Below are 26,301 nucleotides of genomic sequence, written 5' to 3'. Positions count from 1 at the left end.
AAGGTCCAAGTGAATTGGGAATTGAACACCTTGTGCTTGGAGAGCTTCCTTAGCTTTATTAAATTCAGTCTTAGCCTTATCAGCGTTGAAGAGACCATCTTGACTGTCTTTAAGGTTAACACCTGACCACTCGTCACCATATGAAGGCATCTTTTCAGTTACCAAATCACCGAATGACTTGTCACCAGCATAAACAAAATCAGGTTTCACAAGAAGGTTACGAACAGCAAGTGCTGCACCTTTTTCACCATTAAGTTGTGCTGAATAAGCTGTACGGTCAATAGCAAAGTTAACTGATTGACGGAAGTCCTTGTTAAGAAGAGCTTTCTTAGTTGAATCTTTTTCAGCATCAGTCTTCTTAGATGTATGGTTGTAAGACTGACGGTCAATATTAACACCAACCCCACCAATATCTGCAGATGGTTGTGTATAGAAGATATTATCTTTATATTGTTTTTCTACTGAATTAAAGTTTGAGCTTGTTGGATATAGACGTGCTTGACTATAAGCGCCATCAGTGAAATTACGAACAAGCGATTCTTGGTCAGAAGCATCGTAGAAAGAAAGTTTAATGCCATCGAAGTGGACATTTTTCTTATCCCAGTAGTTTTCATTTTTAGCCAATTCAATAGATGATTTAGCTGTCAATGACTTAAGGATGTATGGACCATTATAAAGGATAGATGATGGATCTGTTGATTTACCAAAGCTATCCCCTTTTGACTTAAGGAACTCTTCATTTACAGGCCAGAAGAGAGAATAAGTCATCTTAGAATTCCAGTAAGGTTCTGGTTGTTTAAGTGTGTACTGAAGAGTGTAATCATCAAGTGCTTTAACGCCGACTTTAGAAAAATCTTTATCAGTACCATTGAAATAATCAGCAAGACCTACTACAGAATCTTTTGCCAAGTAAATTGACTCTGTCTTTTTATCAGCAGCATGCTTAAGACCTGTTACGAAGTCTTTAGCTGTTACTTCTGCATACTCTTCACCGTCTGAAGTATACCATTTAACTCCTTTACGAAGTTTGTAAGTATAAGTCAAACCATCAGCTGAAACAGTCCAATCCTTGGCAATAGAAGGTACCAAGTTACCATATTTATCGTTTTCCAAAAGGCCATCGACACCATTTGTCACAGCATCAGTCGTTGAACCTTTATTGGAAATAAGGTAATCCAATGTCTCAGGATCAGCAGTATAAACATAGTTATAAGTATTGCTTGAAGTGTTTGATTTTGATGAACAAGCCACTAAAACCCCAACACTTAGGAGGGAAACACCCGCAAGGGCCAACCATTTACTTTTTTTCATAAGCATTCTCCAAAAATTCTTTTTTAATATGCCTACATTATACCATAAAAAATAAGATGAGTACAATTTTCAGAATATTTTGTCTTATACTGACTTTCTCACAATTTTACCCCTTACGAACACTATGGATTAGCCCTTTTTGGACAAAAGAAAAAGGCTAACTGCCTTTTTCTCTAGAATATTATTTAACGTGTTTCTCAAGATCTTTTTGAGCTTTTTCGTTAGATGCTTTCTTTTCTTTAAGCCATTTTTCACGACTTTGTTCATATTCTTTCTTAGTAACTACTTTTTCTTGTGGTTTTACAAATTTGAAGTAGTATGATGAGTTCTTATCACCCACTTGTGTGTAAGGACCTGTAAATGGTGTCAAACGTGAGATAGATGGGGCTGCACCGTTACCAACTGTCAATGGAATGACGAGTGAACTATCTTCCAACCATGCTTGAGCTTGAGCATAGCGGTCGTAACGGGCATTGAGGTCTGTCGTTTCTGAAGATGCTGAATCAAGCAAGGCATCGTAGTCTTTAAGACCTACTTGGGCTGCTGCTGCATTATTTGGATCATCATAACCCATGAAAGTCTTGGTATTTTCACTTGATGTTGTCTTAAAGATATCAAGATAAGTTGATGGATCTTGATAGTCTGGACCCCAAGCAACACCATTTGAAATATCCCAGTCTTCTGCTGCTGCATTTGCCGCATTAAGAGTTACATTTTGCATATCATCAGACGACAACTGGTTGATATCGATGACCACATTTTCGCTACCCAATGATTTTTCAATGGTTTGTTTCAAAGACTGCGCTTTAGAAACGTTAAGTTTTGAAGTTTGGTCAACTGGAAGGTCCAAGTGAATTGGGAATTGAACACCTTCTCCTTGAAGAGCCTCTTTTGCTTTGGCGAACTCAGCCTTAGCTTTTTCCGGATTGTAGAGACCATCTTGACCATCTGCAAAGTTGACACCAGACCACTCATCACCGTAAGTGCTCATCTTCTCTGTCACAAGGTCACCAAAGGTCTTATCACCTGCACTGACAAAATCAGAAGGAACAAAGAGGTTACGTAGAGCAAGAGCAGCCCCATCTTTACCGTTTACTTGTGATTGATAGGCTGTACGGTCAATAGCGAAGTTGATTGATTGACGGAAGTCCTTGTTAAGAAGAGCCTTCTTAGTTGATGTCTTTTCAGCATCTGTCTTCTTAGCTGAGAATTTATAGCTTTGACGGTCAATATTTACTCCGATAGCTGCTGTAGACGCACCTGGCTCAGTATAATAAATATTATCTTTATAATTTTTCTCTACAGATGCATAGTTAGAACTCGTTGGGAAGACACGTGCAATGCTGAGACCACCATCTGAGAAGCTACGCTCTTGTGATTCTTGGTCAGATCCGTCATAATATGACAATTTGATAGCGTCGAAATGTACGTTCTTCTTATCCCAATAATTTTCATTCTTAGTCAACTCAATAGATGATTTAGCTGTCAAAGATTTGAGAAGGAAAGGACCGTTATAGAGGATAGATGTTGGGTCTGTTGACTTACCAAAATCTTTCCCCTTGTTCTTAAGGAAGTCTTCGTTAACAGGGAAGAGCAAACCATAGGTAGTCTTAGAGTTCCAGTATGGCTCAGGTTTTTTAAGGGTGTATTGCAATGTATAATCGTCAATTGCTTTAACACCTACATTTGAGAAATCTTTATTGGCACCAGAGAGGTAGTCAGACAAGCCAGCAATAGAATCTTGCACCAGGTAAAGAGCTCCAGCTTTGGCATCAGCCGCATGCTTAAGACCAGTCACAAAGTCCTTAGCAGTCACATCAGCATATTCTTCACCATCTGAAGTATACCATTTAACACCCTTACGGATTTTATAGGTATAGGTAAGACCATCTTGAGAAACAGACCAATCTTCAGCTACTGAAGGGACAAGGTTCCCATATTTATCAGATTCCATAAGACCATCTACACCGTTAGTTACAGCAACCGTCGTAGGTTCAGTATTAGACGTGATATAGTCTAAAGTTTCAGGATCAGAGTTATAAATATAACCATAAGTCGTTCCACTAGTACTTGACTTAGAAGAACAAGCCGCTAAGGCACCTACACTGAGGAGTGCCACACCCGCAAGGGCTAACCATTTGCTTTTTTTCATAAGATTTCTCCAAAAAATAAAATTTTACCTTTTCATTATAGCATAAATAATCAAGAATAACAGTCGTTGTCAGACTATTTTGAACAAGTATTGCACATGATAAAACACGATAAACTCAATAGCCCCTTGTATTCCCTAGGTTTCTAGCCACCTCATTCAATTTATTTTTAATCACTCGTCATGCATAAAACAAAAAGGTCTAACACCTTGGTTAAACCTCTGTTTTTAAATGAAAATTAGCCATTAAGAGCTTGAGCAGCTGTGATAATCGCCAAATTGTAAATATCTTCAGCACTAGCCCCACGAGAAAGATCATTAACAGGTTTATTAAGACCTTGCAAGATTGGTCCGATGGCTTCGAACATTCCCAAACGTTGGGCAATCTTATATCCAATGTTACCTGCTTGCAAACCTGGGAAGACAAAGACATTAGCATGTCCCGCTACGTTACTATCTGGAGCCTTAATGGCAGCTGTTGCTGGAACAAAGGCTGCATCAAACTGCAACTCACCATCAATAGCCAAGTCAGGACGCATTTCTTTAGCAATATTTGTTGCCTCTACTACCCTGTCAACTTTTGGCGATTTAGCAGAACCTTTTGTTGAGAAGCTAAGCATGGCCACTTTAGGATCAATACCAAAAACTTTAGCTGTTTCAGCAGTATTAATTGCAATTTCTGCCAATTCTTGAGAATTTGGCTCAATATTGATCGCACAATCAGCAAACACCAAACGATGATCGGTATTTTCACGGTTCATAAGGAAAACACCTGATGTACGTGAAATGCCTGGTTTTGTTTTGATAATTTGAAGGGCAGGACGTACCGTATCCGCTGTTGAGTGGATAGCACCTGAAACCATTCCATCAGCAAGACCGAGTTTAACTAGCATAACACCGAAATAGTTCACATCACGAAGCAATTTCTCTGCATCTTCGACTGTTGCTTTTCCTTTACGGATTTCAAGAAATTTTTCCTTCATTTCCTCAAAACCTTCATAGGTTTCAGGATTAATAATCGTATAGTTAAAGTCTGCAAAACCAAGATCGCTCAAGATTTTGTGAACCTCAGCTGGGTCTCCCAAAATAATAGGATCCACCAATCCTTCAAATTTCAAACGGGCAGCAGCACGAACCACACGGTCGTCGTTACCCTCAGGGAAGACAATCTTAACACCTTTCCCTGCAATACGTTCACGAAGTTCACCAAATAGACTACGCATAAAAAATCCTCAATCAATCTTTTTAGTTTGTAAGTTCATGATAACGGTTTCAAAATCATCTGTCAAGGAAGATGCATGGACCATCTCTTTTTTAGTGAAAGGATCAATAAAGGCAAGACGGTGACAATGCAAGGCCTGACGCTCAATACCATAGTCTAGAGAACCCCCATAAAGGTCGTCTCCCAAAAGAGGCAAACCTAGGTGGGCAAAGTGCACACGAATCTGATGCGTACGTCCAGTGTGAAGATTGATATCCACCAACTTCACCCGACCATAATCAGCTACCAGGCGATAGCTCGTATGGGCGTATTTCCCTGATTTATGAACCCGACGTGTGATAATAGAATCCACATCACGCGCAATCGGTGCAATGATTTCGCCCTGCTCTTCAAGTTTTGTATCACCTTCAACCAAGGCATAGTAATGTTTCTTAATAGACTTCTGCTGCAACTGTTTATCCATACGCGCGTGGGCATAACCATGCTTAGCAAAGAGCATAAGACCAGACGTGTCCTTATCCAGACGTGTCACGATATGCACACGCTGGTTGGGATAATTGTTGCTGACGAAGTGATGTTTGACGAAATTAGCCATGGTATTGTCATGGTTAACACTTGGAATACTGGCATAGCCATAAGGTTTATTGATCACCAAGAAGTTATCATCCTCATAGACAATATCCAAGTCAAAAGGGATAGGCTTCAAGGTCTCGTGCGGTGCCTCATCAGGGATTTCAATGGCAACCACGTCTCCTTCATGAACAGGATACGTCGCAAACTGCTCCTCGCCATTGACCCAAATATGACCGCCCTCGAACTTAATCTTGGCTAGAAGACCTTTAGAAATATCGTGCTCCTTCAAAAAGGTCTTAACCCGACAAGAACGCCCTACTGTAAACTCATATCTCATTCTTCCATGTCTCCAATAAAGGAATCACGTACACGTTCCCAGAAACTTGTATGGCTGGCACTAGCCACAAAGGAAATCTTACGTTGGTCAATTGAGAATTCTACCTTTTTCACATTGCGGTTGGTATAGGTTTTATTATCAACGGATAGAGTGTAACTTCCCATTCGGGTAGGATAAACCGTAATCTTCTCATGCTTAGGTACAATAAGGGGACTACCTAAGGTACGGTACACACGATTATTAAGACTAGCAATCTCTGTCAGTTGCAAGGCTTCAATGGTAGGATGAAGGACCGCACCACCCAAAGATTTATTGTAGGCTGTTGATCCTGTAGGCGTTGACACCGACAGCCCATCACCACGGAAGCTCTCAAACAAGACATCATTAAGGCAAACATCTGCCGCCATGGTTTTCTCATTACGCTTGATAGCTGCTTCATTGAGGGCAATCGACGTAAAAGAACGCCCATCAGCCAGGGTCAATTTGACATTCAAAAGAGGGTAAGAAATCTTAGCACCACTATCTTTTCGAAGCGTCTCGATTAATTGATCCACTTCACTGTCCAAATAATCCGTATAAAAGCCTAAGTGACCCGTGTGAATCCCTACAAAACGCACACGAGCAAGCTCTTTTTCATACATATGAAAGGCCGATAGCAACATGCCATCACCACCAATTGAGATGACCACATCTGGATTTTTCTTGGTCAAATAAAAATCAGGATCATCTCGAAAGGCATTAAAAAGTTTCGAGGCCACACGCCTACTTTGGGGTTTGCCATTAGCAATAATAGCTACCTTCATCTCATCCGAAGAGGTCTTCATCTGTGTCATCACTATTTCCTACACTATCCTTCAAAGTTCTGTTAATTGGATCAAAGAGCAACTGGGCTTCTCTAATATCATCACGTATCTTACGCATTTCTTCATCAAGTTCATAAGCCATACGAGCCGTAGTTTCCAAGCGAAGCTTAATTTCCTCTGGAAAGTTCCCCTGATACTTGTAATTAAGGGAATGTTCAATGGTGGCCCAAAAGTTCATGGCCAAAGTCCTAATCTGAATCTCCGCAAGAATCTCCTTACGACCATCAATGGTATCAACAGGATAAGAGATAATAACATGATAAGAGCGATAACCCGAATGTTTACGGTTTCTGATGTAGTCACGCTCTGAAACAATGGTCATATCACTACGGCGACGAAGCAAAGCTAAAACCTCATCCACATCATCTACAAATTGGACCATGACTCGGAGACCAGCAATATCCTGCATATCTTGAGCTAAATTTTCAACCGAAAGGCCACGAAGGGCGATTTTCTCCTCAATGGAAGCCACTGACTTCACACGTCCAGTCACAAACTCAATAGGCGAGTGACGATTTTGCTTACGAAATTGTTTCCGAATGCCTCGGAGCTTGATTTTGAGCTCACCTACGGCCTGAATATAGGGGTCTAAAAATTGTTCCCAATCCATGGTCAAGATAGGACTCCTCCTTGTCAAAAGCTTTAGTTTTTTATAAAATAAATACAATCTGTTATATTATACCACATTTGAAAGCACAAGGGAGGACACACATGAACCATTTAGAGATAGAGTATAAGACTCTGCTCACCAAAGACGAGTACAATCGTTTGGCGATGCTTTTCTCCCATGTAACACCTGTTACGCAAACAAACTACTACATCGACACTCCTCAGAGTGACATGAGAAATAAAAAGTTGTCTTTGCGTATTAGGACACTTCCCACTCATGGTGAGCTGACCTTGAAAATCCCTGAAAAAGTCGGGAACATGGAGTACAACCTTACCATGGATTGTGCGGATGCTAAGGCTTTGACTAAGTCGCTGGACTTTCCTGATTGTCAAATCAAATCCATTCTTTTAGAACGTGGAGTTAAACTAGAGGACCTAACCATCCTCGGACATTTGACCACAACTCGTCGCGAGTACCAGACCAACATCGGCCTCATGGCTCTTGATGTCAATGTCTATGCTGACAAGAAAGACTACGAGCTTGAACTAGAAGTTTCGGATGCTGAGAAAGGTAAAGACGACTTTGATGCCTTTCTTAAAGAAAATAACATTGACTTTAAATATGCCAAGAGTAAGGTTGCACGCTTTGTAGCTACCCTCAAACGAGACAAAGACTAAAATTTAGACAAGGAGTTGGCTCCTTGTTTTTTTATTTTAAACACATGCAGCTTCAAATGCCACAAGTATTTAGAACTTCAGAGGGTAATAGATTTCTCTAAAAACGCATACAAAGGCGTTTTATCTAACAAAGGTTCGGTATTTTTCACTAATACCACACTTTGAAGGCTGAAATTTCTGCTTCTTTTTGCTAAAATAGAACTATCTGTAGTTTTATTACAATAGCCCTAACTGGGCTTAGCATCTTATTTTTTTAAAGGAGTCACCATCGTCATGGTACATCAAAAAGCAAACCCACAATTGAAATTGTTCTCGCTCAGCTCAAACCCAGAAATTGCTGAAAAAATTGCTGAGGCTACTGGATTGCCACTTGGTAAAGTATCTTCACGTCAATTTTCTGACGGTGAAATCATGATCAACATTGAAGAGTCTGTTCGTGGGGACGATATCTATATCATCCAATCTACTAGCAACCCTGTTAACGACCACCTTTGGGAATTGCTCATCATGATTGATGCCTGCAAACGTGCCAGTGCTAACTCTGTCAACGTTGTTATGCCTTACTTTGGTTATGCACGTCAAGACCGTATCGCTGCGTCACGTGAACCAATCACTGCTAAATTGATTGCCAATATGCTAGTTAAAGCTGGTGTCAATCGTCTCTTGACGCTTGACCTTCACGCTGTCCAAGTTCAAGGATTCTTCGATATCCCAGTAGATAACCTCTTCACAATGCCTTTGTTTGCTGAATACTACAACAAAAAAGGATTCACAGGAAGTGATGTTGTCGTTGTTAGCCCTAAAAACTCAGGTGTTAAACGTGCTCGTAGCTTGGCGGACTACCTTGATGCACCAATCGCTATCATTGACTACGCTCAAGATGATTCAGAACGTGAAGAAGGCTACATCATCGGTGAGGTTGAAGGAAAAACAGCAATCTTGGTTGATGATATCCTTAACACTGGTAAAACGTTTGCTGAAGCTGCTAAAATCCTTGAACGTGGTGGCGTTAAAGACATCTATGCAGTAGCTAGTCACGGTCTCTTTGCAGGAGGTGCTGCAGAAGTCCTCAACGCTGCCCCAATTAAAGAAATCTTGGTGACAGATTCAGTTGCAACTAAAGAAAAAGTTCCTACAAACGTTAAATACATTTCAGCAAGTAAGCTAATCGCTAACGCTACTACTCGTATTTTCGAACGTCAACCACTTAGCCCACTCTTTGCTTACACTGCAAACGAGGACTAAGCTATGGTTTATTTGGACAATGCGGCAACAACTCCTTTAAATACTGCTGCTATTTCAGCTATGACACATGTCATGACTGAAACCTTTGGGAATCCATCCAGCCTCCATGCTTACGGTCGACAGGCTTCTAAGGAACTTCGTGAAGCCCGTGAAGAAATGGCCAAACACTTTGGAGTCCCTGCTCGCAAGCTTATTTTCACTTCTGGTGGGACTGAAGGAAACAATACAGCTATCAAAGGTTACGCCCTAGCCAATCAAGCTAAAGGTAAGCACCTGATTACAACTGCTATTGAACACCACTCTGTCCTTCACACCATGGCCTACTTGGAAGAGCGTTTTGGTTTTGAAGTAACCTATATTCAACCAGAAAACCAAGTCATTACTGCCCAACAAATCGCTGATGCCTTACGTGACGATACCATTCTGGTTTCTGTTATGTATGCCAATAATGAGACTGGCCAATTACTTCCTATTAAGGAAATTGGTGACTTGCTTGCCAATCACCAAGCTGCCTTCCACGTCGATGCCGTTCAGGTAGCAGGAAAACTTCCTATTCACCCAGAGGAACTTGGAGCCGATTTTCTCTCTATTAGTGCCCATAAATTCCACGGACCTAAAGGTGTCGGCTTGCTCTATCATAACGATTTGCATTTTGACAACCTACTCCACGGTGGTGAGCAAGAAGAAAAACGCCGTGCCAGCACTGAAAATCTGGTCGGTATTGCAGGTATGACCGCTGCTTACAAGCATGCTAGTGACCACTACCAAGACAATTACCAACATGTTGAAACGATTCGTCAGGCCTTTCTAGATTCCCTTACCATTCCTTATGAAATTAATGGCGGAGGATCTAGCCTACCTCACGTTATCAATATTAGCTTTACTGGTAAGGAAAATGGGCCTCTCTTAACCTTGTTAGACCTAGCAGGCTTTGCTGTCTCAACAGGTTCTGCTTGTACTGCTGGAACTGTTGATCCAAGTCATGTCATCCAGGCCCTCTATGGCAAGGATTCTGACAAGCTAAAAACAGCCATTCGCATTAGTTTATCAGAGGAAAATACCGCTGAAGAACTCCAGGCCCTAGCAGAAAAACTTAATCAAATCATAGGAGACTAACATGGCATTTGAAAAAAGCATTCATTTGACTGACTGTAAGTACCGTTACACCATCAGTCCTAATGTCAAAAAATTCACTCTACGTGATACGACTTTTGTGCAAAATAAAATCGGAAACTACGAGTTGCACCGCCTTCTCGAAAAAGTGCCTAACTCAGGCGAAGGTTTCCCACTCAAAATCACTATTAACAAAGACTTGACAGGCTTCAAATTGTCTATCACAGACAAATCTGGCCTTCGTAACGTTAATATCTTTAAAAATGAAGATCATCACATCTTGCAAGAAAAATTCTACTTCTTGATGCAGAGTTTGGTTGATCGTAACGTTTTCGATCAAGAAGAAGTCTAAATTTTTTCTTACTACATAGAAATAGCCTATCCATGTGATAGGTTTTTTATATCGCCTCATCTACACTATTTTGTTGCATTCTTCACAAACTTTTCTTAAAATATAAGAGAATCATACTAATTAAAGAAAGGAAAGCGATCAATGACATTTGAGAAAAACATCCCAAACGCCACTGCCAAACGTCTCTCTCTCTACTATCGTATTTTCAAACGATTCCATCGTGAAAATATCGATAAAGCAAGCTCTAAACAAATTGCTGAAGCGATTGGGATTGACCCTGCCACTGTTCGTCGGGACTTCTCCTACTTTGGTGAGCTAGGTCGTCGTGGTTTTGGTTATGACGTAAACAAGCTGATGACATTTTTCGCTGAACTCCTAAATGACAATGCGACTACCAAGGTACTCCTCGTAGGTGTTGGTAATGTCGGGCGTGCCCTCCTCCACTACCGTTTTCAAGAGCGTAACCGCATGCAGCTGGTCATGGCTTTTGATACAGACGATAACGAATTGGTTGGAACTCAAACCGAGGACAAGATTCCTATCTATGGGATTTCCCAGATTAAGGACAAGATTGCCCAAGAAGATATCAAAACAGCCATCCTGACAGTGCCATCAGTTAAGGCCCAGGAGGTGGCTGATCTTTTGGTTGATGCTGGAATTGAAGGCATTCTCTGTTTCTCTCCGGTCAACCTCAATCTTCCACGCCATGTAGTGGTCCAATATGTAGACTTGACTAGCGAACTACAAACCCTACTCTATTTCATGAAAGAAGAAGAAAAATCAAGGAGAAACAATGACTAAACCAATTATCGGAATCACTGCCAATGTAAGGCCTAATCCAGCCCATGAAGACATCAACTGGTCCTATGCCCCATCTGGCTTTGTAGAAGGAGTTCAAAGAGCCGGTGGCCTAGCAATCCTACTACCAGTATCCGATCCTTCGGAAGCCAAGACCTACATCTCCATGATTGATAAGCTTATCCTGATCGGTGGGCAAAACGTTGACCCTAAATTCTACAACGAAGAGAACCATGCCAGTGAAGATGACTTCTTCCTCGAACGGGATATCTTTGAAATGGCACTCATCGAGGAAGCCACTAAGCAGAAGAAACCCATCTTTTCAATCTGTCGTGGAACCCAACTAATGAACGTCGCACTAGGTGGTAGCCTCCATCAAGATATTGAGCATCACTGGCAGGACAAGCCTTCTGATTACCTCTACCATGAGATGATTGTTGATGAGAACAGTAAGTTGGCAGAAATCTACGGAAGTGAAACCTCCATCAACTCCTTCCACCATCAAAGTATCAAACACTTGGCCTCTGACCTTCGTGTCATTGCGCGTGATCCTGAGGATAACACTGTCGAAGCCGTCGAATCAAACACCCCAGACCTTCGTTTCCTTGGTGTACAGTGGCACCCAGAGCTTCTCCTAGACAAACGTGAAGAAGACCTCAAACTCTTTGAATACGTCGTTAACGAACTTTAAAAGCAACTGAGACTGCACTCAGTTGCTTTTCTCTTGTCTTTATCACATAGGCTCAACCTAAAGCTCAAAATCCTCCCTCTCCTCGCGAAAAGAATAATAGGTCGATTTGCCAACAATCAGATGATCAAGCAGACAAATCCCCAAATCATCACAAGACCGCTTAATTTTTTGCGTAAAATCAATATCATTTCGACTCGGATAGGCCTCACCTGACGGATGATTGTGAACCACAATCAAGGACGTTGCCATCAGATGACAAGCATAATGCAAAATCTCACGTGGCTCGGCAATCGAACGGCGAACACCACCAATAAAGACTGTCTTCTGCTGAATAATACGATTCTGTGTATCCAAATAGATAGCCACCAGATGCTCCTGAGGCTTGTCACCAATGTCCAACATCATACGACGGGCCACCTGCTGACTGGACATAATCTGCTCGGAACGACCCAACTCAGCCTTCTCAATCCGCTTAGCCAACTCCACCATAGCCTTGAGCTCAATCGACTTCACACGCCCAATACCAGGAATCTCCTGAAGCTCATTCAAGGACAAACGAGACAAATCCGCCAAACTCGTCATCCCTTTCAAAATACGATTAGCCATAGATAAGACCGACTCAGACTTGGTCCCTGTCCGCAGTACTATCGCCAACAACTCCTGATCCGATAAAACCTCTGCACCCTTCTGTAAGAGTCGCTCACGAGGCAAAAGCCCCGACTCCTCAGATACAATACTATACATAAGAAAAAACCTCCTACTTACCTATTCGTAAGTGGGAGGGGGAAGTTAAACAGCTGAAGATTTTTTTAAACCTAGTTTCTTTAACAAGGCTTTTCGATATGCTGAAAATTTACTCTTTAAGGTCAGTGGTTCTGCCACCTGTGACATTTCAATAAGATGGACTTTATAACGTTCTGCAAAAGATATTTTTTCTGAAGCAATAATACGATAATCAATTCCTAGATCCCAGGCTCTTCGATAAAAAAGATAAGAAAGGGTATCCTCATCAAAGTCATAGAAAGCTTGCTTATCCTTAAGAATAATTTTTTCCAGAAAATCTTTTGACAGCCACATAGAACCTTGAAAAACATGAAGCGAATGATTGATAACTTTTTGACATTCGTTAGTTAATCTAACTGTCTGCCCTTGATTTAAAGTATTAATTGCATCTGTCCAATAGAGTTCTTTTGACAAATCAGCAAAAACAAGTCCAACCTCTGGAAAATGGTCAAAGATTGATACTACCTTCTCATCATCTGATAGCATATCCAATAGAGCATGTCTTGTAGCTTCATCAACAAGTTTACCCTCATTTCCAAAGGCTTCTGTGTGGAAATGCCCAACAAAGTCATACTCGCTAAGCTGAGAAGCCAAGGAAACCAAGGCATGATAATGATTATCAAACCGTTGTAAGACTATCTGAAATCTATCTTTATCAAAATTATTTAATAAAGTATTCTCAACTTCATTTTTATCTAAACGACTTGATAAAGTGAAATAATAGAAAGCAGATAACTTACTATCAAAAAATACTTTCAGTCTCTCAAGGTCGTTAATGTGCACATGGATAGCCATACGATACTTATGCTTGCTTAAGGTTTTAAAAGAAGGGCCAATAATTTTCTCATCTAAAATGACTAAACTGTCAGGGGAATGGTAACGATTTAGATGGGACTTAATTAGTGCTACTGGATATGTTGATAGGTTAGCAAGATAGTCTAAAAGTAATTTTCCCTTTTTTTCATTGTCGGTAAAAGCTTTTAGTTTAATGAACGGTACCTTATGCTCAAGGGTACTTATTGGTCTGTAGTAAGAAAAGTCAGGGTGAATTAAATCTCCTACATCTGCATCAACGGTATTAAAGACAGCATCATAACGATAACCCGCCTCAGTAAGAACACTGGTAACCCTAGTTTCGTAATTATCAATAACATCTTGAACATCGGTAAAAGTCTTTATAGAAGTCCAAAATTTCTGAAAGACTTCCGAAGCGACAACATGATTTTTGAAAGATATAAAATAACTTTGCAAATGCTCTTCGAAATATTTGGTCTCTCTAAAGTTCGTCATCCCCCAAAAGTCAACACTCTGTCGTTGTTCAAAGTCTTTAACTAGGTCAAACATATCCCAAAGAGGACCAAAGCAAGTGTCATTCATGAGTGTAACCGAATCAAAATCTGCTAACCGTTCGAATCCAACATGAGTCATACCATCTCTCCAGGCTGCAAAATCAAAGCCTAGATTCTCTCTCTGAATAACTTCAGCTATGCCAAGCTCTTTGAGAGTTAATGTTGCCGATTCCGTTAGTTGACTATTTGAAATCACAATAAGTTTAGAAAAAAGTGGTCGAAGTTGCTCCAATTGGTAGAGCACATGACCACTTAATTCGTCGTACTTATTATAATGAACATACAATAAGAGACGTTTCATTTATTCTTGAATCTCCCATTTTCCATTTCTCTGAACCATACCGGTTGCAGAATCTTTAGCAGACTTATCATCATCCTCAATATCATTTCGATTTAAGAGAATAACTGGTGAGTTATCTGAATCAGCAAAGGCAATCATCTGATCATCGTTATCTCGGACAGAAACTTGAAGCTTGAGCTTAATGTTATTAAGATGGGCAAGACTACATTTATATGTGAGTGTTTTTCTTCCAGAACCACTTGTTTTATTGTCCATGGAATTGTCATTATAAATCCAGATACCACGGTCAATATCCGTTAAGGAAAAGGCAATATAGGTCTCAATATCCTCATTGACATCATATGAAATCTCAAATGAAATATCTTGGTCAGGACTGATAATATTGTCATTCAAGAGTTTCACTTGTAAATCAGTGATTTTAGGATTTTCAACAACAACGTCGTCGTTTGAAACCTTTTGACCAGCAGCATTATCAAAACTATATTGGTTAGCAACTTCATCTGGATCACCAACCACTTTGACCAAACCATGTTCAATCAGAACTGCTTTATTGCAGTATTTTTTAACTGCTGACATATCATGGGTAACTAAGATAGTTGTTTTTCCAGATTGCTTACGTTCCATGAAATAGTCATTACACTTACGCTGGAAAGCTTCGTCACCTACAGCTAAGACTTCATCCAAGATAAGGATATCCCCTTGAGCCTTGATAGCAACTGAGAAAGCCAAACGAACCTGCATACCACTTGAGTAGTTCTTCAACTTTTGATTCATGAAATCATGAAGTTCAGCAAAGTCTACAATGTCATCATACATGGCATCTACTTCTTCAGTTGAAAAACCAAGCATTGCACCATTCATATAGACATTCTCACGACCAGTTAGTTCTGGATTAAACCCAACCCCAAGCTCAATGAAAGATACCAACTTACCATCAATGGTAACCTTACCTTTTTCAGGAACATAAATCTCAGAAATAATTTTTAGAAGTGTTGATTTCCCAGAACCATTACGCCCAACAATTCCATAAAAATCACCTTTTTCAACTTCAAAAGAAATATCTTTCAAGACATGTTGTTCAGTATACCCTTTAATTCCTTTAAAGCGATTGACTAAAGTTGTTCTCAAACTCTGACTCGCCTCAGTTGGTAATTTAAAATACTTACTTACATGATCTACTTTTACAGCAATATTATTTGACATTATAGAATCTCCGCAAATCGTTTAGCATTTCGGTTAAAGACAAGGAAACCAATGATAAAAATCACTACAGGAATCGCATAAGGAACAAAAGCAATCAGTTTATTATTAATAATATCCCATCCTCTAGGGTTAACTGGATCAATAATAAAATGACGCATATCCTGTAAAATCTGAGCGATTGGATTCAACATCATAACCTTCGCAACAAACGTCTGGTTTCTCTGAAGAAGGTAAGTGATGGAATAGATGATTGGACTCGCATACATACCAGCTTGAAGCACAACTTCCCAGATAGGACCAATATCACGGTATTTAACAAAGAGTGCTGATAGAATAAAAGCAACTCCCATTGCCATCAATAACACCTCAATAAAGAGAGGAATGATAACCAAAGTATTGAAACCGATTGGAACATGGTTAATTAAGGCAAATGCAAAAACAACCACAAGGTTAATCAAGAAATTAATCGCAGCCCCTAGTACAGATGAGATTACGATTGTTTGCTTCGGAAAGTTTAATTTACGTAAGAGATCCCCCCGTGAAACAATGGAAAGCATCCCCATATTGGTAGCCTCCGTGAAGAAGCCCCAAAAAATCATGGCCAAAAGCAATCCTACTGCATAGTGTGGTGTCCCATCATCAAATCTCAAGAAACGAACAAAGACAAGGTACATAATTGTAAACATCATCAAAGGTTTCAAAATAGACCAAAGATAACCAATGAAAGAACCTTGATAACGCAATTTAAAATCCGTTTTAATCAGTTCCTTAAGTAAAATCCTATTTTTCTGACTAAAGAAATTCATTTAGTCCTCCTTATACATGAATTTTGTCAAAATCAAACTCGTAAATACGAAGGTATGAAAAGCCCTGTTTTTACGATAGCCATATGTTTTCAAACGACGATAACGCTCTCTGAATCCTTGGTCCATAATGGTCACAAAGTTTTCAACCAATTCTCTATTTTCAGCATTCAATGGCAAAGAAAGAAGATTTTCCGCCTGATTCTGACTAGACTTAATCAACATCCAATATTTGTTGAACAAGGTCTGAGGGCGAATCCAATTCTGCATACGTTTCCGAAGCGTTCTAGCTCCCAAGACATTATCCGCATGCTGACGGTAAAGCTCTGTTGGCTGGTCAATATAAACAAGATTGCCAAATGCTGACGCAAGCAAACCTAAATACCAGTCATGCATCAGAAGCTCGTTAGTTTCCTCACCAGTCCATAATTCAGCCAGAGCATGATTGATTAAAGACACACCACCTGTAACAGTGTTTTCTGTCATTTCTTGAACCAATTCCGTATTAGCATGGTCAGACTGAGTACGAATCATACTCTCATGAAGCACCTCTAAATCTTGGTTCACAACCTTTAAATCCGTATATACCAAAAGGGGTTTATCAGACGGGTAGTGACTTGCTTTCTCAAGTTGAAGAGATAGCTTCTCAGGTAACCAAGTATCATCCTGGTCTGAGAAAAGATAGTAGTCAGATTCTTGATACTTCAAAAGCGTAAAGAAACTCTTTATAACACCTAAATTTTCAGTTTGATCAGGATTGATAAAAGTAATGCGATCATCTTCTAAAGCGAAACGTTTGATAATCTCTCTCGTTTTATCTTTAGAACCATCATCTCGAATTAACAAGGTCCAATCCGTATAAGTCTGTTGCTGAATACTCTCTATTTGCTCTGCTAAAAAGTTCTCGCCATTATAAGTAGACATGAGAATAGTTACTTTCATGATAAAAATAGCTCCTCGTATTCACCCACGATTTTTTCCCAGGTGTAATTTTCTTTCATATTTGCTTTAGCAGCATTTCCCAAGTCCTCGAATGACACTTGACCATCTACAGAATCGATAAGCTGAGATAGATCCCCATCCTCTTTAGTCCAATACAAGGCGGTCTCTTGAGCAACCTGATGGTTAAAGTCTACATTATAGATAAGGTTGAGGTCCGTTTGAGCCAAGGCCTCTAATAAGCCTGGATTCGTTCCACCTACTTCATGTCCATGAATATAAGCAAAGGCTTGGTTACGGATATACTTAAGCAAGTCCTGATCATAGACAGTCCCCACAAACTTCACACGTTTATCCTTATCAAATCCTGTTATCTGTCGTAGTTCATCAAAGTAAGCATTTCCTTCATGATTACAGATGATAACAAGATCACGCTCTGTAGAGGACTTCATAAATTCACGAATCGCAGTTTCGTAGTTGTTTTCAGGAACAAATCGACCCAGTATCAAATAATAATCTTTTTCTTGAGTTTGCCATTTCTGATACCAATCTCGAACAGGGGCATCCTCAGCAGTCAAAGTCGTCTTAGATAAGTCAGTTCCATAAGCGATGAAAGTCGTTCTAGACCACGGATAGGTATTTTGAATATAAGTCTCAATACCTCGATTATCAGAAATAATCAAGTTCGCATACTTTGTCATCTCTTTTTCAGAGTATTTGAGATAGCTTTGAACAGGCTTAGACCACTTAGCACGTTTCCATTCCAAACCATCAGGATTGACTAACAAAATGCCACCAATGGACTGAATTTTCTTGGCAAAATGAACAATGAAGGCACCAATGGTATTCCCTAAAATATAGAAAATTGGGGCTTGAATTCCCTCTTTTTTAATAAGTTTCAAGCTATAATTGATAGCCATCATATCGTAAGCAATGACACGCGCAGGACCTAGCTTTGGAGGATTAACCGTAAAACAATCCGCACCCTTATAGTCAAAATGCTTGCCAGTGCTTTCGTCAGATAAGCAAGCCACGTGATAACGTATAGCAGGCGATACCTTATGAGAAATCAATTTCTCAACAAATGTCTCAAAACCACCGTATTGAGCAGGCAAACCTCTACTACCTATGATAAAAATATCCTTCAAAGTTTACCTCCATTCATCACATCTCTCAAATACACAGAATTATACATAGTAGCTTTTATTATACCATTTTGGAAGGTATTTTGCATGATTGGACAGAAAGAGTAAAACAAAAAGGCCAGTCAAAACCGGCCTTTTCATTCTTAATCATAGATAACGAGATTTTACCTTAATTCATTTTTTTAAGCTGAAATAATTTTTTCACAGCAGATTTTACACTCTTTGTTAGAGCTTTTCGGCTGTTTAAAAAATCGATATCTTTCTGAGTTACTTTTTTATGACGCAATTCATCGTCCTCAATCTTTTCAGTAATATTAGCATAAACACTCTCAAGAGAATATCTCTCTTTTAAACTTGGAACAGCTTGCACTGCTTCAAGTTTCTCTTGGTCAAATCCATCAAGGACCTCTGAAATCATTCTAGTTAAGGTATCCAAATCACCCAGAGGGTAGATATGACCTTGCTCGTTCATATATTCGAAGGCAGATTTATGTCCCGCATTATCTGATAAAATCGTTGGAATACCATTTAAAACAGATTCAACATAAACGAGACCAAACGTTTCCATACTAGATGGGAAAACAGCTAAATCCTTATCAGCAATCTCTGACCAAGGATCATCTAAATACCCCAAAAATGAGACATTTTTCAAATCGTGTTCTGCAATATAATCATCACAAAGTTGTTTGTAATCCTCATCCCATGCACCTAAAAATACAAGTTCAGTTCCTACTAAATCAAGCATCTGAAAAGCTTTTATTAACTCAAGCTGATTCTTTCTCTGAGTCAAGCGTCCAACTGAAACGATACGATGTTGGTCGTTAGATTCAGTTTTTACTCCTTCTTTAGGTTCAATTTGAGTATAGGGTGCAAAGGAATAGATCTTCCTATTTGGAAAACACTTTTCTAAATCCTCGGTCAAAGCTCCTGTGACAGCAAAGATTTCATCAGAAAACGTGTCTATAAAGTCTAGTTTTTCTTTATAGTAACCGAACTCCCCCTCAGGAAATTCATGAATCAACCAAAAATGTTTGACATTCTCAAAAGCTGCAGCAAGTGCTCCTTGAAAAACATTGACTGTATTACTGATAACAAGGTCCACCTTGTTATCTACAATAATATTTCGAATGTCTTTGACATTCTTATTATAAGAATTCACTCGCAAAAAATGATTGCCTGGCGAACCACCCGGTGCTTCTTCCCACCACCATTTGACAGCTGAAAGACCATAGGTTTCAATCCCTGCTTTCTGAAGTTCTACTTGATATTCCTCTTGGGATGGAACCTTATAATCAGGAAAAACGTTTAATACACGATATCCTTTTTTTACAAGAAATTCCATAAGATTGACTATCGAGATTTCAGCACCATTATCCAGAGTTCCTGTTGGAGAAATAAATAAAATTGTTTTAGTCATAAATTATGCAAATACCCCCCAATAATGGAAAAGAATCAAATACATAGCCACTAAGAAATTAGCAATTAAAGTCAGAGTTGCAATCTTCAATCTTTTTTGTCGAGACAAATCAAGCTTAGCTGTGTTAGCGACTAGCGGCAACAAAAGAATGATGAATGGCGTGAAATAACGTCCTTGAGCACCAACTGATATATTAGCTCCCTGACCAAGAACAACTGGTGTCCACTGCATATACATTACTGTAACAGCCGCTAAAACCTCTAGTAGGAAGAGAATCCAAGAGGCATTAGCAAAGTCTTTTGTAAAGAAATCCTTCTTACTTGATAGGAATAAAATGGTAAGAACGATGATATCAATAAAAATTAACCACAGTGGCATTTGTAAAGTAAGGTTACCAAGATAACCGAACATCCCAAGTGACAAGATACCATTCAAATTGTCATTCAACTCAGGATTAAAGAGTGTATTACGCAAAACTTCTCCATAATGACGAAGACCACCTTGATTCTTCATTAAGAATTGAAGAACCACTACAAGGCCTACAATAAAGAGAAGATAGAAGACTGCTTTATATTTTGAAATAAAGGTCTTAATGGCTTGCACTGGACGATTTAGAAAGGCAAGGAAACCTTCAAACTCAAGTGGTACAAGCGGAATCAGCCCCAATAATAAAACGTTATTTGGCTTAGTTGCTAACAGTAAAATCGCAAGACCTATCACCTGGATAAAATTACGATTGGTAAAACGTTTAGAATAGGCAAGATTTGTGATAAAACCGAGAGCCAACATCACTTCTAAATAGTTCATCACATCATAAGAAAGTGACGAAGCTTGCTGAACCATAATAGGTAGCAGCGAAATAAACATTAAGGCTGTTTTCCCATACTTGAAATAACGTATTAAAAAGTAAATTCCTAGTATATAAGCCAGTGCATTAAAGATGCGCCCCATATAGATAATCATCCCGACTGTAGGACTAATCCAACTTCCAATCGTCATCCCTATCAACTGTGGAATAAAGGAGATTGTTTTTAAACTCACACCAAATTGAAAAGGTTCTTTACTCATATCAATCTTTTGAGCAAAAATCTGTTTATATTCCGCTAACTTAACCTTATCATTACTTGGAATCTCATCCATCCACTTAAAAGATGTATCGGTTGGTTTATGGAAAGTTTCCCAAGTCATTCGCGCGTGGTTTGTTTCGTCTGGCACACGATTAATTGGAAATACAAACATAAATGAGAAAATAAAAATCGTCGCTAAGATGAAAAATAAATTTTCAACTTTTATCTGTTTAATTTTGTTCAAAATAGGTCACCATATCATCTTTCTTACTTAAGGTACAGTTTTCAAGAACAGCCCGATAAGCAGCATCTGCAATTTTCTGTCTTAATTCTGGAGATAAAACCAAGGATTCAAGCTTGTCGAACCACTCTTCATCAGTAGCTAACAATCCTGTTTCACCATCAACAACCGCATCTGAGAAAGCGCCTATCTTACTTGCTACTGTTGGCACCTTCACCAAGGCAGCTTCAATCCACTTAATCTCTGACTTCGCACGGTTAAAGATAGAATCCACAAGCGGTGCTAGGTTAATATCAACCTCACTAATCAAGGCAGGCAATTTATCCCAGTCCACATAATCGTGAGTTACAATTTGATTTTCAAAGGGCTTCATATCTTGTGGGATATCCAAAATCCCGACAATATGTAATTGGACATTGCTATATTTTGTAAGCAGTTGCTTAATAGCTGGTTTAATCAATTCGAAATTCTCATTATGACTAATTGAACCAGAGAAATAGCCAATCTTAACAATATCAGATGTTTGAGAGTAATCTTTGATATATTGACTACTAATAGCGATTAAGTCATCAGAAGCCAAGTTGCGATTAAGTAAAACCTTACTTTGGTACTTATACAACTCCTCCTGCAATTGGTTAGTCGAAGTAATGGCACCATCACAGTTTTCTAGCATATAGCCATAATTTCGAACACCAGCATCATAGTTTCCTTTTTCAACCGAATTCAATCCTTGCGTATAACTCAATTGATCTGTATAAACCGTATCAAAGACTAAATCATCAATATCAAAGAAAACAGGTTTTCCATATTCCTTAGCCAAATGACAGAGACGCAAAAGCTCAGGTGAGATTGGTGAGCGGTAGATAATGATGTGACTAGCATTTTGAGCCATCGATAATTGGAAATCAGATAGGTTAACAACTTTGACTGCAAAGCCATGCTTGCGTAATTGTTCTGCCTTGTTCAAGACACGGTAACGGGTACATTGCGGAATAATATTTTCAACCCCATCAATCAATAGAATATATTGATCACGTGGAACAGCCTTAAATTTATTCACAATATCTTCCAGAATTGACACTGGATAATCAGTTTTTTCTGCAACAAAGTCTAACAAGTCAGGGACTTCTGAATCACGATCCAGACCTTGCCACAAGAACTGGTCTTCATCATAATTTTTCAGAGCCGTATATTTTACCAAAGGACTACCTGCTTTGAGCATCTTAAGTGGGTGGATATACATGGCAGAATCTTCGTATTCTTGCACGACCGCATCGAAACGATAACCTAAATCAGCAAAATGCTTGGTAAAACGTGTCTCATGTCGACCAATAGCCTTATCACGAGAATCTGTATCCGTCAAATGTGTCCAGTACTCATAAAAGTCATCATCGTTTAGCATGAGCTTTTCAATAACTAGGAAATAAGATTGAAGATGCTTAGGAATGTAGCCATAAGGATTCTCTTTAGTAACATCCTCTTGCTCTTCTCCAAAGGAAATCCCCCAGAAATCTAGTTGCTTATCGGCCATTTCCTGGAATACTTGAGACAAATCTCTCATCGGACCAATATTTGTATCATTCACCAAGAGGAGCTGGTCATAATCTTTAAGCTTATCTTTACCAAAGGCAAAGATTCCTTCTCTAAAGGCCGCAGTATCATATCCCTTGTTATCACGAGTTAAAACCCTACCATAGGTCTCAAGGGTATTAATATCATCATCGTGAAGCTGTCCATTGACAACTACAATAACATCATCTACCAATGGAGCCAAGGCTTGCAAGAAACGTAATTTGTATTCTTGAAGACGAGCTTCAGACTCAAAAATAACATAAACCAACGCTTTCTTACCATTATACGACAAGGCAGAGCGTTGACTATTTCTGAGACGTCGTAACTGACGAACCTTAAGTGGTGTCATTCGACGACGTAGCTGTATCACATTGACTTTTAAAGCTCTTAAATAATTTTTAATCGCTTTTGGATTCTTAGCAATTACTCCTGCTGTCTTTATAGGTGTAATTAGTGCGTTCCCCAAACGATATGACAGTGAACCTCGGATCAGCTCCATCTCTTTATGGGCATCCTTCAATCTCTTAGATTGTGTATACTTTCTTCGTTCAAGTTGATCACGTTCTTTTTTCAAGCGATTAACATAGTCTGTCACTTCATCGTGATGTTTAAGCAAGCTATCCAACCTCTCTTCCAAAACCATGAGGTTATCACAAACTGCCTTGTAAACTTCATGAGGAAGCTTATCAAGATATTTCTCAAGAATATCAAGATAGATTTCATAATGGTAGCGAACGGAGTCACGTCCAGAAATTGACCCTGTTTCAAAGACACGATAATTAAGCTTAGTGCTTGGTTGATATACCGCTTTAGCACTGTTATTAATAATCAAGTTCAATAAAAAGTCATAATCTTCAAGCTTTTTACGATTTAACTTCTCATCATAACGAGTATTTCCAATAATACTTCTACGAATCAAAGAACAATTATCAATAAAACTAGCATTTAGGAAAGCAGTTAAGTCAAATTCACGGCTTTTAAGGTAGAACTCTTCTTTTTCTGGATTAAAAAGATCACAGTACGCAATATCAGCATTTGTTTCCGTCAACTTACTGTACAACTGTTCCACATAATCCGCATCGAGGTAGTTATCACTATCTACAAATAGCAAATAGTCACCTCTTATAAGCTCTAATCCTAGATTTCGATTCTTTACTACCCCAAGGTTTTCATGAGTTTCAAATCTTGTCTCAAAAGGTGAATCCTTCAAAACCTCTTGGATAATTTGAGTTGAACTATCCGTCGAACCATCATCCAAAACGATTAATTCGATATTAGTATAGGTCTGATTAAAAACACTTCGTAGACACTGCTCAATATACTTTTCATGATTGTAACAAGTCACAACCACTGAGATTAAATTATTCATTTTTCCATCCATTTTGTTTAACAAAATATCAATTAGTACCTGATAATTACTAATATTACTATGCTTCAAAGATTGACTAAAGTAGTAATCTTTGAAAGTGCATACCACCTTAATTATACTATAGTTTATACAAAAAAGAAAAAGTCCTCTTGCTATTGAGTAACAAAAAAAGCAGAATTACTCTGCTTTGTGAGGATAAATACTACCCTTTACAATAGAACTTTGAAAATAATGTAACCAACTTCAAATGTTCTATCAGCCTAAATATCACAACATAAATCTTAGTCTGGATTCTCTCTCCCCTTACTGATTTTGAAAATGGTGTTAGTTTTGATCTAAAATTTTCTTTACGAATCCAATCCTGTATTCTCCTATGTTGTTCAACAAATTGCTTACTTGATGCAGCTTTCCCAGAAAAGAGTAAATACCAAATATAATATCGTTTGACATAATATTTTATATATTCAGAATCTCCTGCAACATCTTTTAAACAACTTAAAAAATAAATTATATCAATTTTAGGGTTAAAACCTCTTTGTGAAGTATTTGAAATACTTCGTTCATTAAAGAACCAATTATACCCATTGTAATCAATTACCTTTATTTTATCAGTTAAATTATAGGCAGTTAAAGTAAAGATAACATCTTCTCCAATTGGATAATCAAAAAACTGAATATCATTTTCCTTTAAAAATGAAGTGCGATAGATACGTGCCCAAGGTGCCACCACTATATATTTTGACCAATCAGTCTGAGATAGATCTTGTTGGAAAAGAATTTTATGGTCTTTGTTAACTCGTTTATAGCCACCAATAACAATATCTAATTTTTCCTTTTCTATCGCCTCATAAAAGCACTCTAAGTAATCTGGAGCAATAAAATCATCATTATCAATAAAGACTATGTATTCACCCTTTGCAAGGACTATGCCTCGATTTCTAGTCTTAGCTACACCCTCATTTTCCTTATCTATAACCCTAATACTATCATTTTTTGAAGCATAGTTTTGAATTACTTCTAAAGAATTGTCAGTAGAGCCATCATTTAAAATAATAATTTCATAATCGGAAAATGTTTGATCTAAAAGTGAATCAATACACTGACCAAGTCCTTCTTGTGCATTATAAACCGGAATAATTACTGAAATAGCTAGTTTAGACATTGATACTCCTCTTAAAATTCTACTATTACATTGTTTTATATATTCTCAATAGCTTTGGTAATAGAATAATTGATAATCTTAGACCTAATATTCTTGTAATCTTACCGGTTAAATTAAACGACCTATTCTTTATCTCATTTGAAAATTTCAAAAGATACTTGTATTTTTTTAACAGATACATAATCTCAGAATTTGAAATATATTGACTTACATATGGTAAGACTGAGATATATGAAATTGCAAAGTAAATATTTATCGCTTTACGAACATTATTCTTATATTCTCCAATATTCGTTAAACCTATATCTATACTTTTTAAGATGTCATATACATTTTTTTCCTTAACCACATTAGTAATACTTCCAATTCGATTCTGCCTGTACTTATAAGATTCTATATTCAAAATAGAATATTTCGCAGTTAATTTTAAAAGATATGAACAATATAAGCAATCCTCTGATAAGAATCCAACAGGAAAATCTAAAGTTTCCTCAACAAATAAATTTCTTCTGATACATTTGTTCCATGCTGGAGCCGTTAACACACTATTCCTAACCAAGTCAATAACGTTTTCTTCAATATTTCCTGACTCAGGAACAGAGTTAAAATCAATTCTAACACTCTCATCTTTTCCATAATACTTATCATAAGAAAAAATTACCACATCACTTTTATAGGTATCAATATTTCTAGATAAGTTATCAAGGAATTCTAAATTGCTCCAAAAATCATCACCATCAACAAAAAGTATAAACTCACCTTTAGAGTGTTTAATTCCAGTATTTCTAGCCGCAGATAATCCCCCATTGTCCTGATGAATTGTCCTTACCATTTTGTATTTAGAAGCCAACTTATCGCAAAGTTCTCCTGTCACGCCATCTGTAGAACCATCATCAATAATAAGAATTTCATAGTCTGAAGATTGAAATTTCTGATTTGCTAAGCTAGTAATACACTCTGATAAGTAATCTGCAACATTATAAGCAGCTACTACAATTGAAAATTTCAT

General features: G+C 38.3%; 23 protein-coding genes. 6 read left to right on the top strand and 17 right to left on the bottom strand.

What is annotated here, in order from left to right; genetic code table 11:
• The 6 genes from HMPREF2979_RS09645 to HMPREF2979_RS09620 all read right to left on the bottom strand — a co-directional run.
• Positions 1–1,311: peptide ABC transporter substrate-binding protein (locus tag HMPREF2979_RS09645; protein ID WP_070656544.1), on the bottom strand; the 1,311-nt coding region annotated here is incomplete at its 3' end.
• A gap of 181 nt (positions 1,312–1,492) precedes the next feature.
• Entirely contained in the window at positions 1,493–3,463 is a 1,971-nt protein-coding gene (locus HMPREF2979_RS09640) for a peptide ABC transporter substrate-binding protein (RefSeq protein WP_070656542.1), read from the bottom strand.
• A gap of 236 nt (positions 3,464–3,699) precedes the next feature.
• Positions 3,700–4,683 carry a phosphate acetyltransferase gene (pta, locus tag HMPREF2979_RS09635; RefSeq protein WP_021143808.1) on the bottom strand — a complete coding sequence of 328 codons (984 nt, stop codon included), beginning with the start codon at positions 4,681–4,683 and terminating at the stop codon, positions 3,700–3,702.
• A 9-nt stretch (positions 4,684–4,692) separates the two neighbouring features.
• Positions 4,693–5,592: an RluA family pseudouridine synthase gene (locus HMPREF2979_RS09630; protein WP_070656540.1), complete on the bottom strand. Its 900-nt coding sequence runs from the start codon at positions 5,590–5,592 to the stop codon at positions 4,693–4,695.
• Positions 5,589–6,425 carry an NAD kinase gene (locus HMPREF2979_RS09625; RefSeq protein WP_002884507.1) on the bottom strand — a complete coding sequence of 279 codons (837 nt, stop codon included), beginning with the start codon at positions 6,423–6,425 and terminating at the stop codon, positions 5,589–5,591. Before HMPREF2979_RS09625 ends, HMPREF2979_RS09630 begins: the two co-directional genes overlap by 4 nt.
• Complete coding sequence (locus HMPREF2979_RS09620) at positions 6,397–7,071, bottom strand: GTP diphosphokinase (protein WP_061652282.1); 675 nt, start codon at positions 7,069–7,071, stop codon at positions 6,397–6,399. Before HMPREF2979_RS09620 ends, HMPREF2979_RS09625 begins: the two co-directional genes overlap by 29 nt.
• Positions 7,072–7,166: 95 nt before the next feature.
• Between HMPREF2979_RS09620 and HMPREF2979_RS09615 the strand changes: the two genes are divergently transcribed.
• The 6 genes from HMPREF2979_RS09615 (at position 7,167) to HMPREF2979_RS09590 (ending at position 11,941) form a co-directional block, all read left to right on the top strand.
• Positions 7,167–7,742, top strand: coding sequence for a CYTH domain-containing protein (locus tag HMPREF2979_RS09615; RefSeq protein WP_022496737.1), 576 nt, complete (start codon positions 7,167–7,169; stop codon positions 7,740–7,742).
• 273 nt (positions 7,743–8,015) lie between these two features.
• Positions 8,016–8,987, top strand: a complete 972-nt coding sequence (locus HMPREF2979_RS09610; protein WP_002886837.1) for a ribose-phosphate diphosphokinase — start codon at positions 8,016–8,018, stop codon at positions 8,985–8,987.
• 3 nt (positions 8,988–8,990) lie between these two features.
• Positions 8,991–10,103, top strand: a complete 1,113-nt coding sequence (locus HMPREF2979_RS09605) for a cysteine desulfurase family protein (RefSeq protein WP_070476753.1) — start codon at positions 8,991–8,993, stop codon at positions 10,101–10,103.
• Between the two features lies 1 nt (position 10,104).
• On the top strand, positions 10,105–10,452 hold the full coding sequence (locus HMPREF2979_RS09600; protein WP_070576824.1) for a DUF1831 domain-containing protein: 348 nt from the start codon (positions 10,105–10,107) through the stop codon (positions 10,450–10,452).
• A 141-nt stretch (positions 10,453–10,593) separates the two neighbouring features.
• A complete protein-coding gene (locus HMPREF2979_RS09595; protein WP_002884205.1) occupies positions 10,594–11,253 on the top strand; it encodes a redox-sensing transcriptional repressor Rex in 660 nt (219 codons plus the stop codon).
• Positions 11,246–11,941 (top strand): gamma-glutamyl-gamma-aminobutyrate hydrolase family protein, encoded by a 696-nt coding sequence (locus HMPREF2979_RS09590; RefSeq protein WP_070656538.1) that lies wholly within the window; start codon positions 11,246–11,248, stop codon positions 11,939–11,941. The genes HMPREF2979_RS09595 and HMPREF2979_RS09590 overlap by 8 nt, the downstream gene beginning before the upstream one ends.
• A 57-nt stretch (positions 11,942–11,998) precedes the next feature.
• On the opposite strand, the gene radC is transcribed toward HMPREF2979_RS09590, so the two are convergent.
• The 11 genes from radC to HMPREF2979_RS09535 form a co-directional block, all read right to left on the bottom strand.
• A complete protein-coding gene (radC, locus tag HMPREF2979_RS09585) occupies positions 11,999–12,685 on the bottom strand; it encodes a RadC family protein (protein WP_070656536.1) in 687 nt (228 codons plus the stop codon).
• 45 nt (positions 12,686–12,730) lie between these two features.
• On the bottom strand, positions 12,731–14,374 hold the full coding sequence (locus HMPREF2979_RS09580) for a rhamnan synthesis F family protein (protein ID WP_070656534.1): 1,644 nt from the start codon (positions 14,372–14,374) through the stop codon (positions 12,731–12,733).
• A complete protein-coding gene (locus tag HMPREF2979_RS09575; RefSeq protein WP_070656532.1) occupies positions 14,375–15,577 on the bottom strand; it encodes an ABC transporter ATP-binding protein in 1,203 nt (400 codons plus the stop codon).
• Positions 15,577–16,383: an ABC transporter permease gene (locus HMPREF2979_RS09570; protein WP_070656530.1), complete on the bottom strand. Its 807-nt coding sequence runs from the start codon at positions 16,381–16,383 to the stop codon at positions 15,577–15,579. Before HMPREF2979_RS09570 ends, HMPREF2979_RS09575 begins: the two co-directional genes overlap by 1 nt.
• Positions 16,384–17,322, bottom strand: coding sequence for a glycosyltransferase family 2 protein (locus HMPREF2979_RS09565; RefSeq protein WP_070656528.1), 939 nt, complete (start codon positions 17,320–17,322; stop codon positions 16,384–16,386).
• Positions 17,319–18,467 (bottom strand): beta 1-4 rhamnosyltransferase Cps2T, encoded by a 1,149-nt coding sequence (cps2T, locus tag HMPREF2979_RS09560; RefSeq protein WP_070656526.1) that lies wholly within the window; start codon positions 18,465–18,467, stop codon positions 17,319–17,321. Before cps2T ends, HMPREF2979_RS09565 begins: the two co-directional genes overlap by 4 nt.
• 166 nt (positions 18,468–18,633) lie before the next feature.
• Positions 18,634–19,881, bottom strand: a complete 1,248-nt coding sequence (locus tag HMPREF2979_RS09555; RefSeq protein ID WP_070656522.1) for a glycosyltransferase family 4 protein — start codon at positions 19,879–19,881, stop codon at positions 18,634–18,636.
• Between the two features lie 3 nt (positions 19,882–19,884).
• Positions 19,885–21,192: a DUF2142 domain-containing protein gene (locus tag HMPREF2979_RS09550; protein ID WP_070656519.1), complete on the bottom strand. Its 1,308-nt coding sequence runs from the start codon at positions 21,190–21,192 to the stop codon at positions 19,885–19,887.
• The gene (locus HMPREF2979_RS09545) at positions 21,179–24,130 is read right to left on the bottom strand and encodes a rhamnan synthesis F family protein (protein ID WP_070656516.1); all 2,952 of its coding nucleotides are present in this window, start codon (positions 24,128–24,130) and stop codon (positions 21,179–21,181) included. The genes HMPREF2979_RS09550 and HMPREF2979_RS09545 overlap by 14 nt, the downstream gene beginning before the upstream one ends.
• Positions 24,131–24,332: 202 nt before the next feature.
• Complete coding sequence (locus HMPREF2979_RS09540) at positions 24,333–25,292, bottom strand: glycosyltransferase family 2 protein (RefSeq protein WP_070656513.1); 960 nt, start codon at positions 25,290–25,292, stop codon at positions 24,333–24,335.
• Between the two features lie 25 nt (positions 25,293–25,317).
• Positions 25,318–26,301, bottom strand: a complete 984-nt coding sequence (locus tag HMPREF2979_RS09535) for a glycosyltransferase family 2 protein (protein ID WP_070437700.1) — start codon at positions 26,299–26,301, stop codon at positions 25,318–25,320.

The sequence above is a fragment of the Streptococcus sp. HMSC078H12 genome (genome assembly GCF_001814615.1).
Lineage (GTDB): Bacteria > Bacillota > Bacilli > Lactobacillales > Streptococcaceae > Streptococcus > Streptococcus salivarius_F.
The sequence above is the reverse complement of the archived record's forward strand: the minus strand, read 5'-3'. Positions and strand labels throughout refer to the sequence as shown.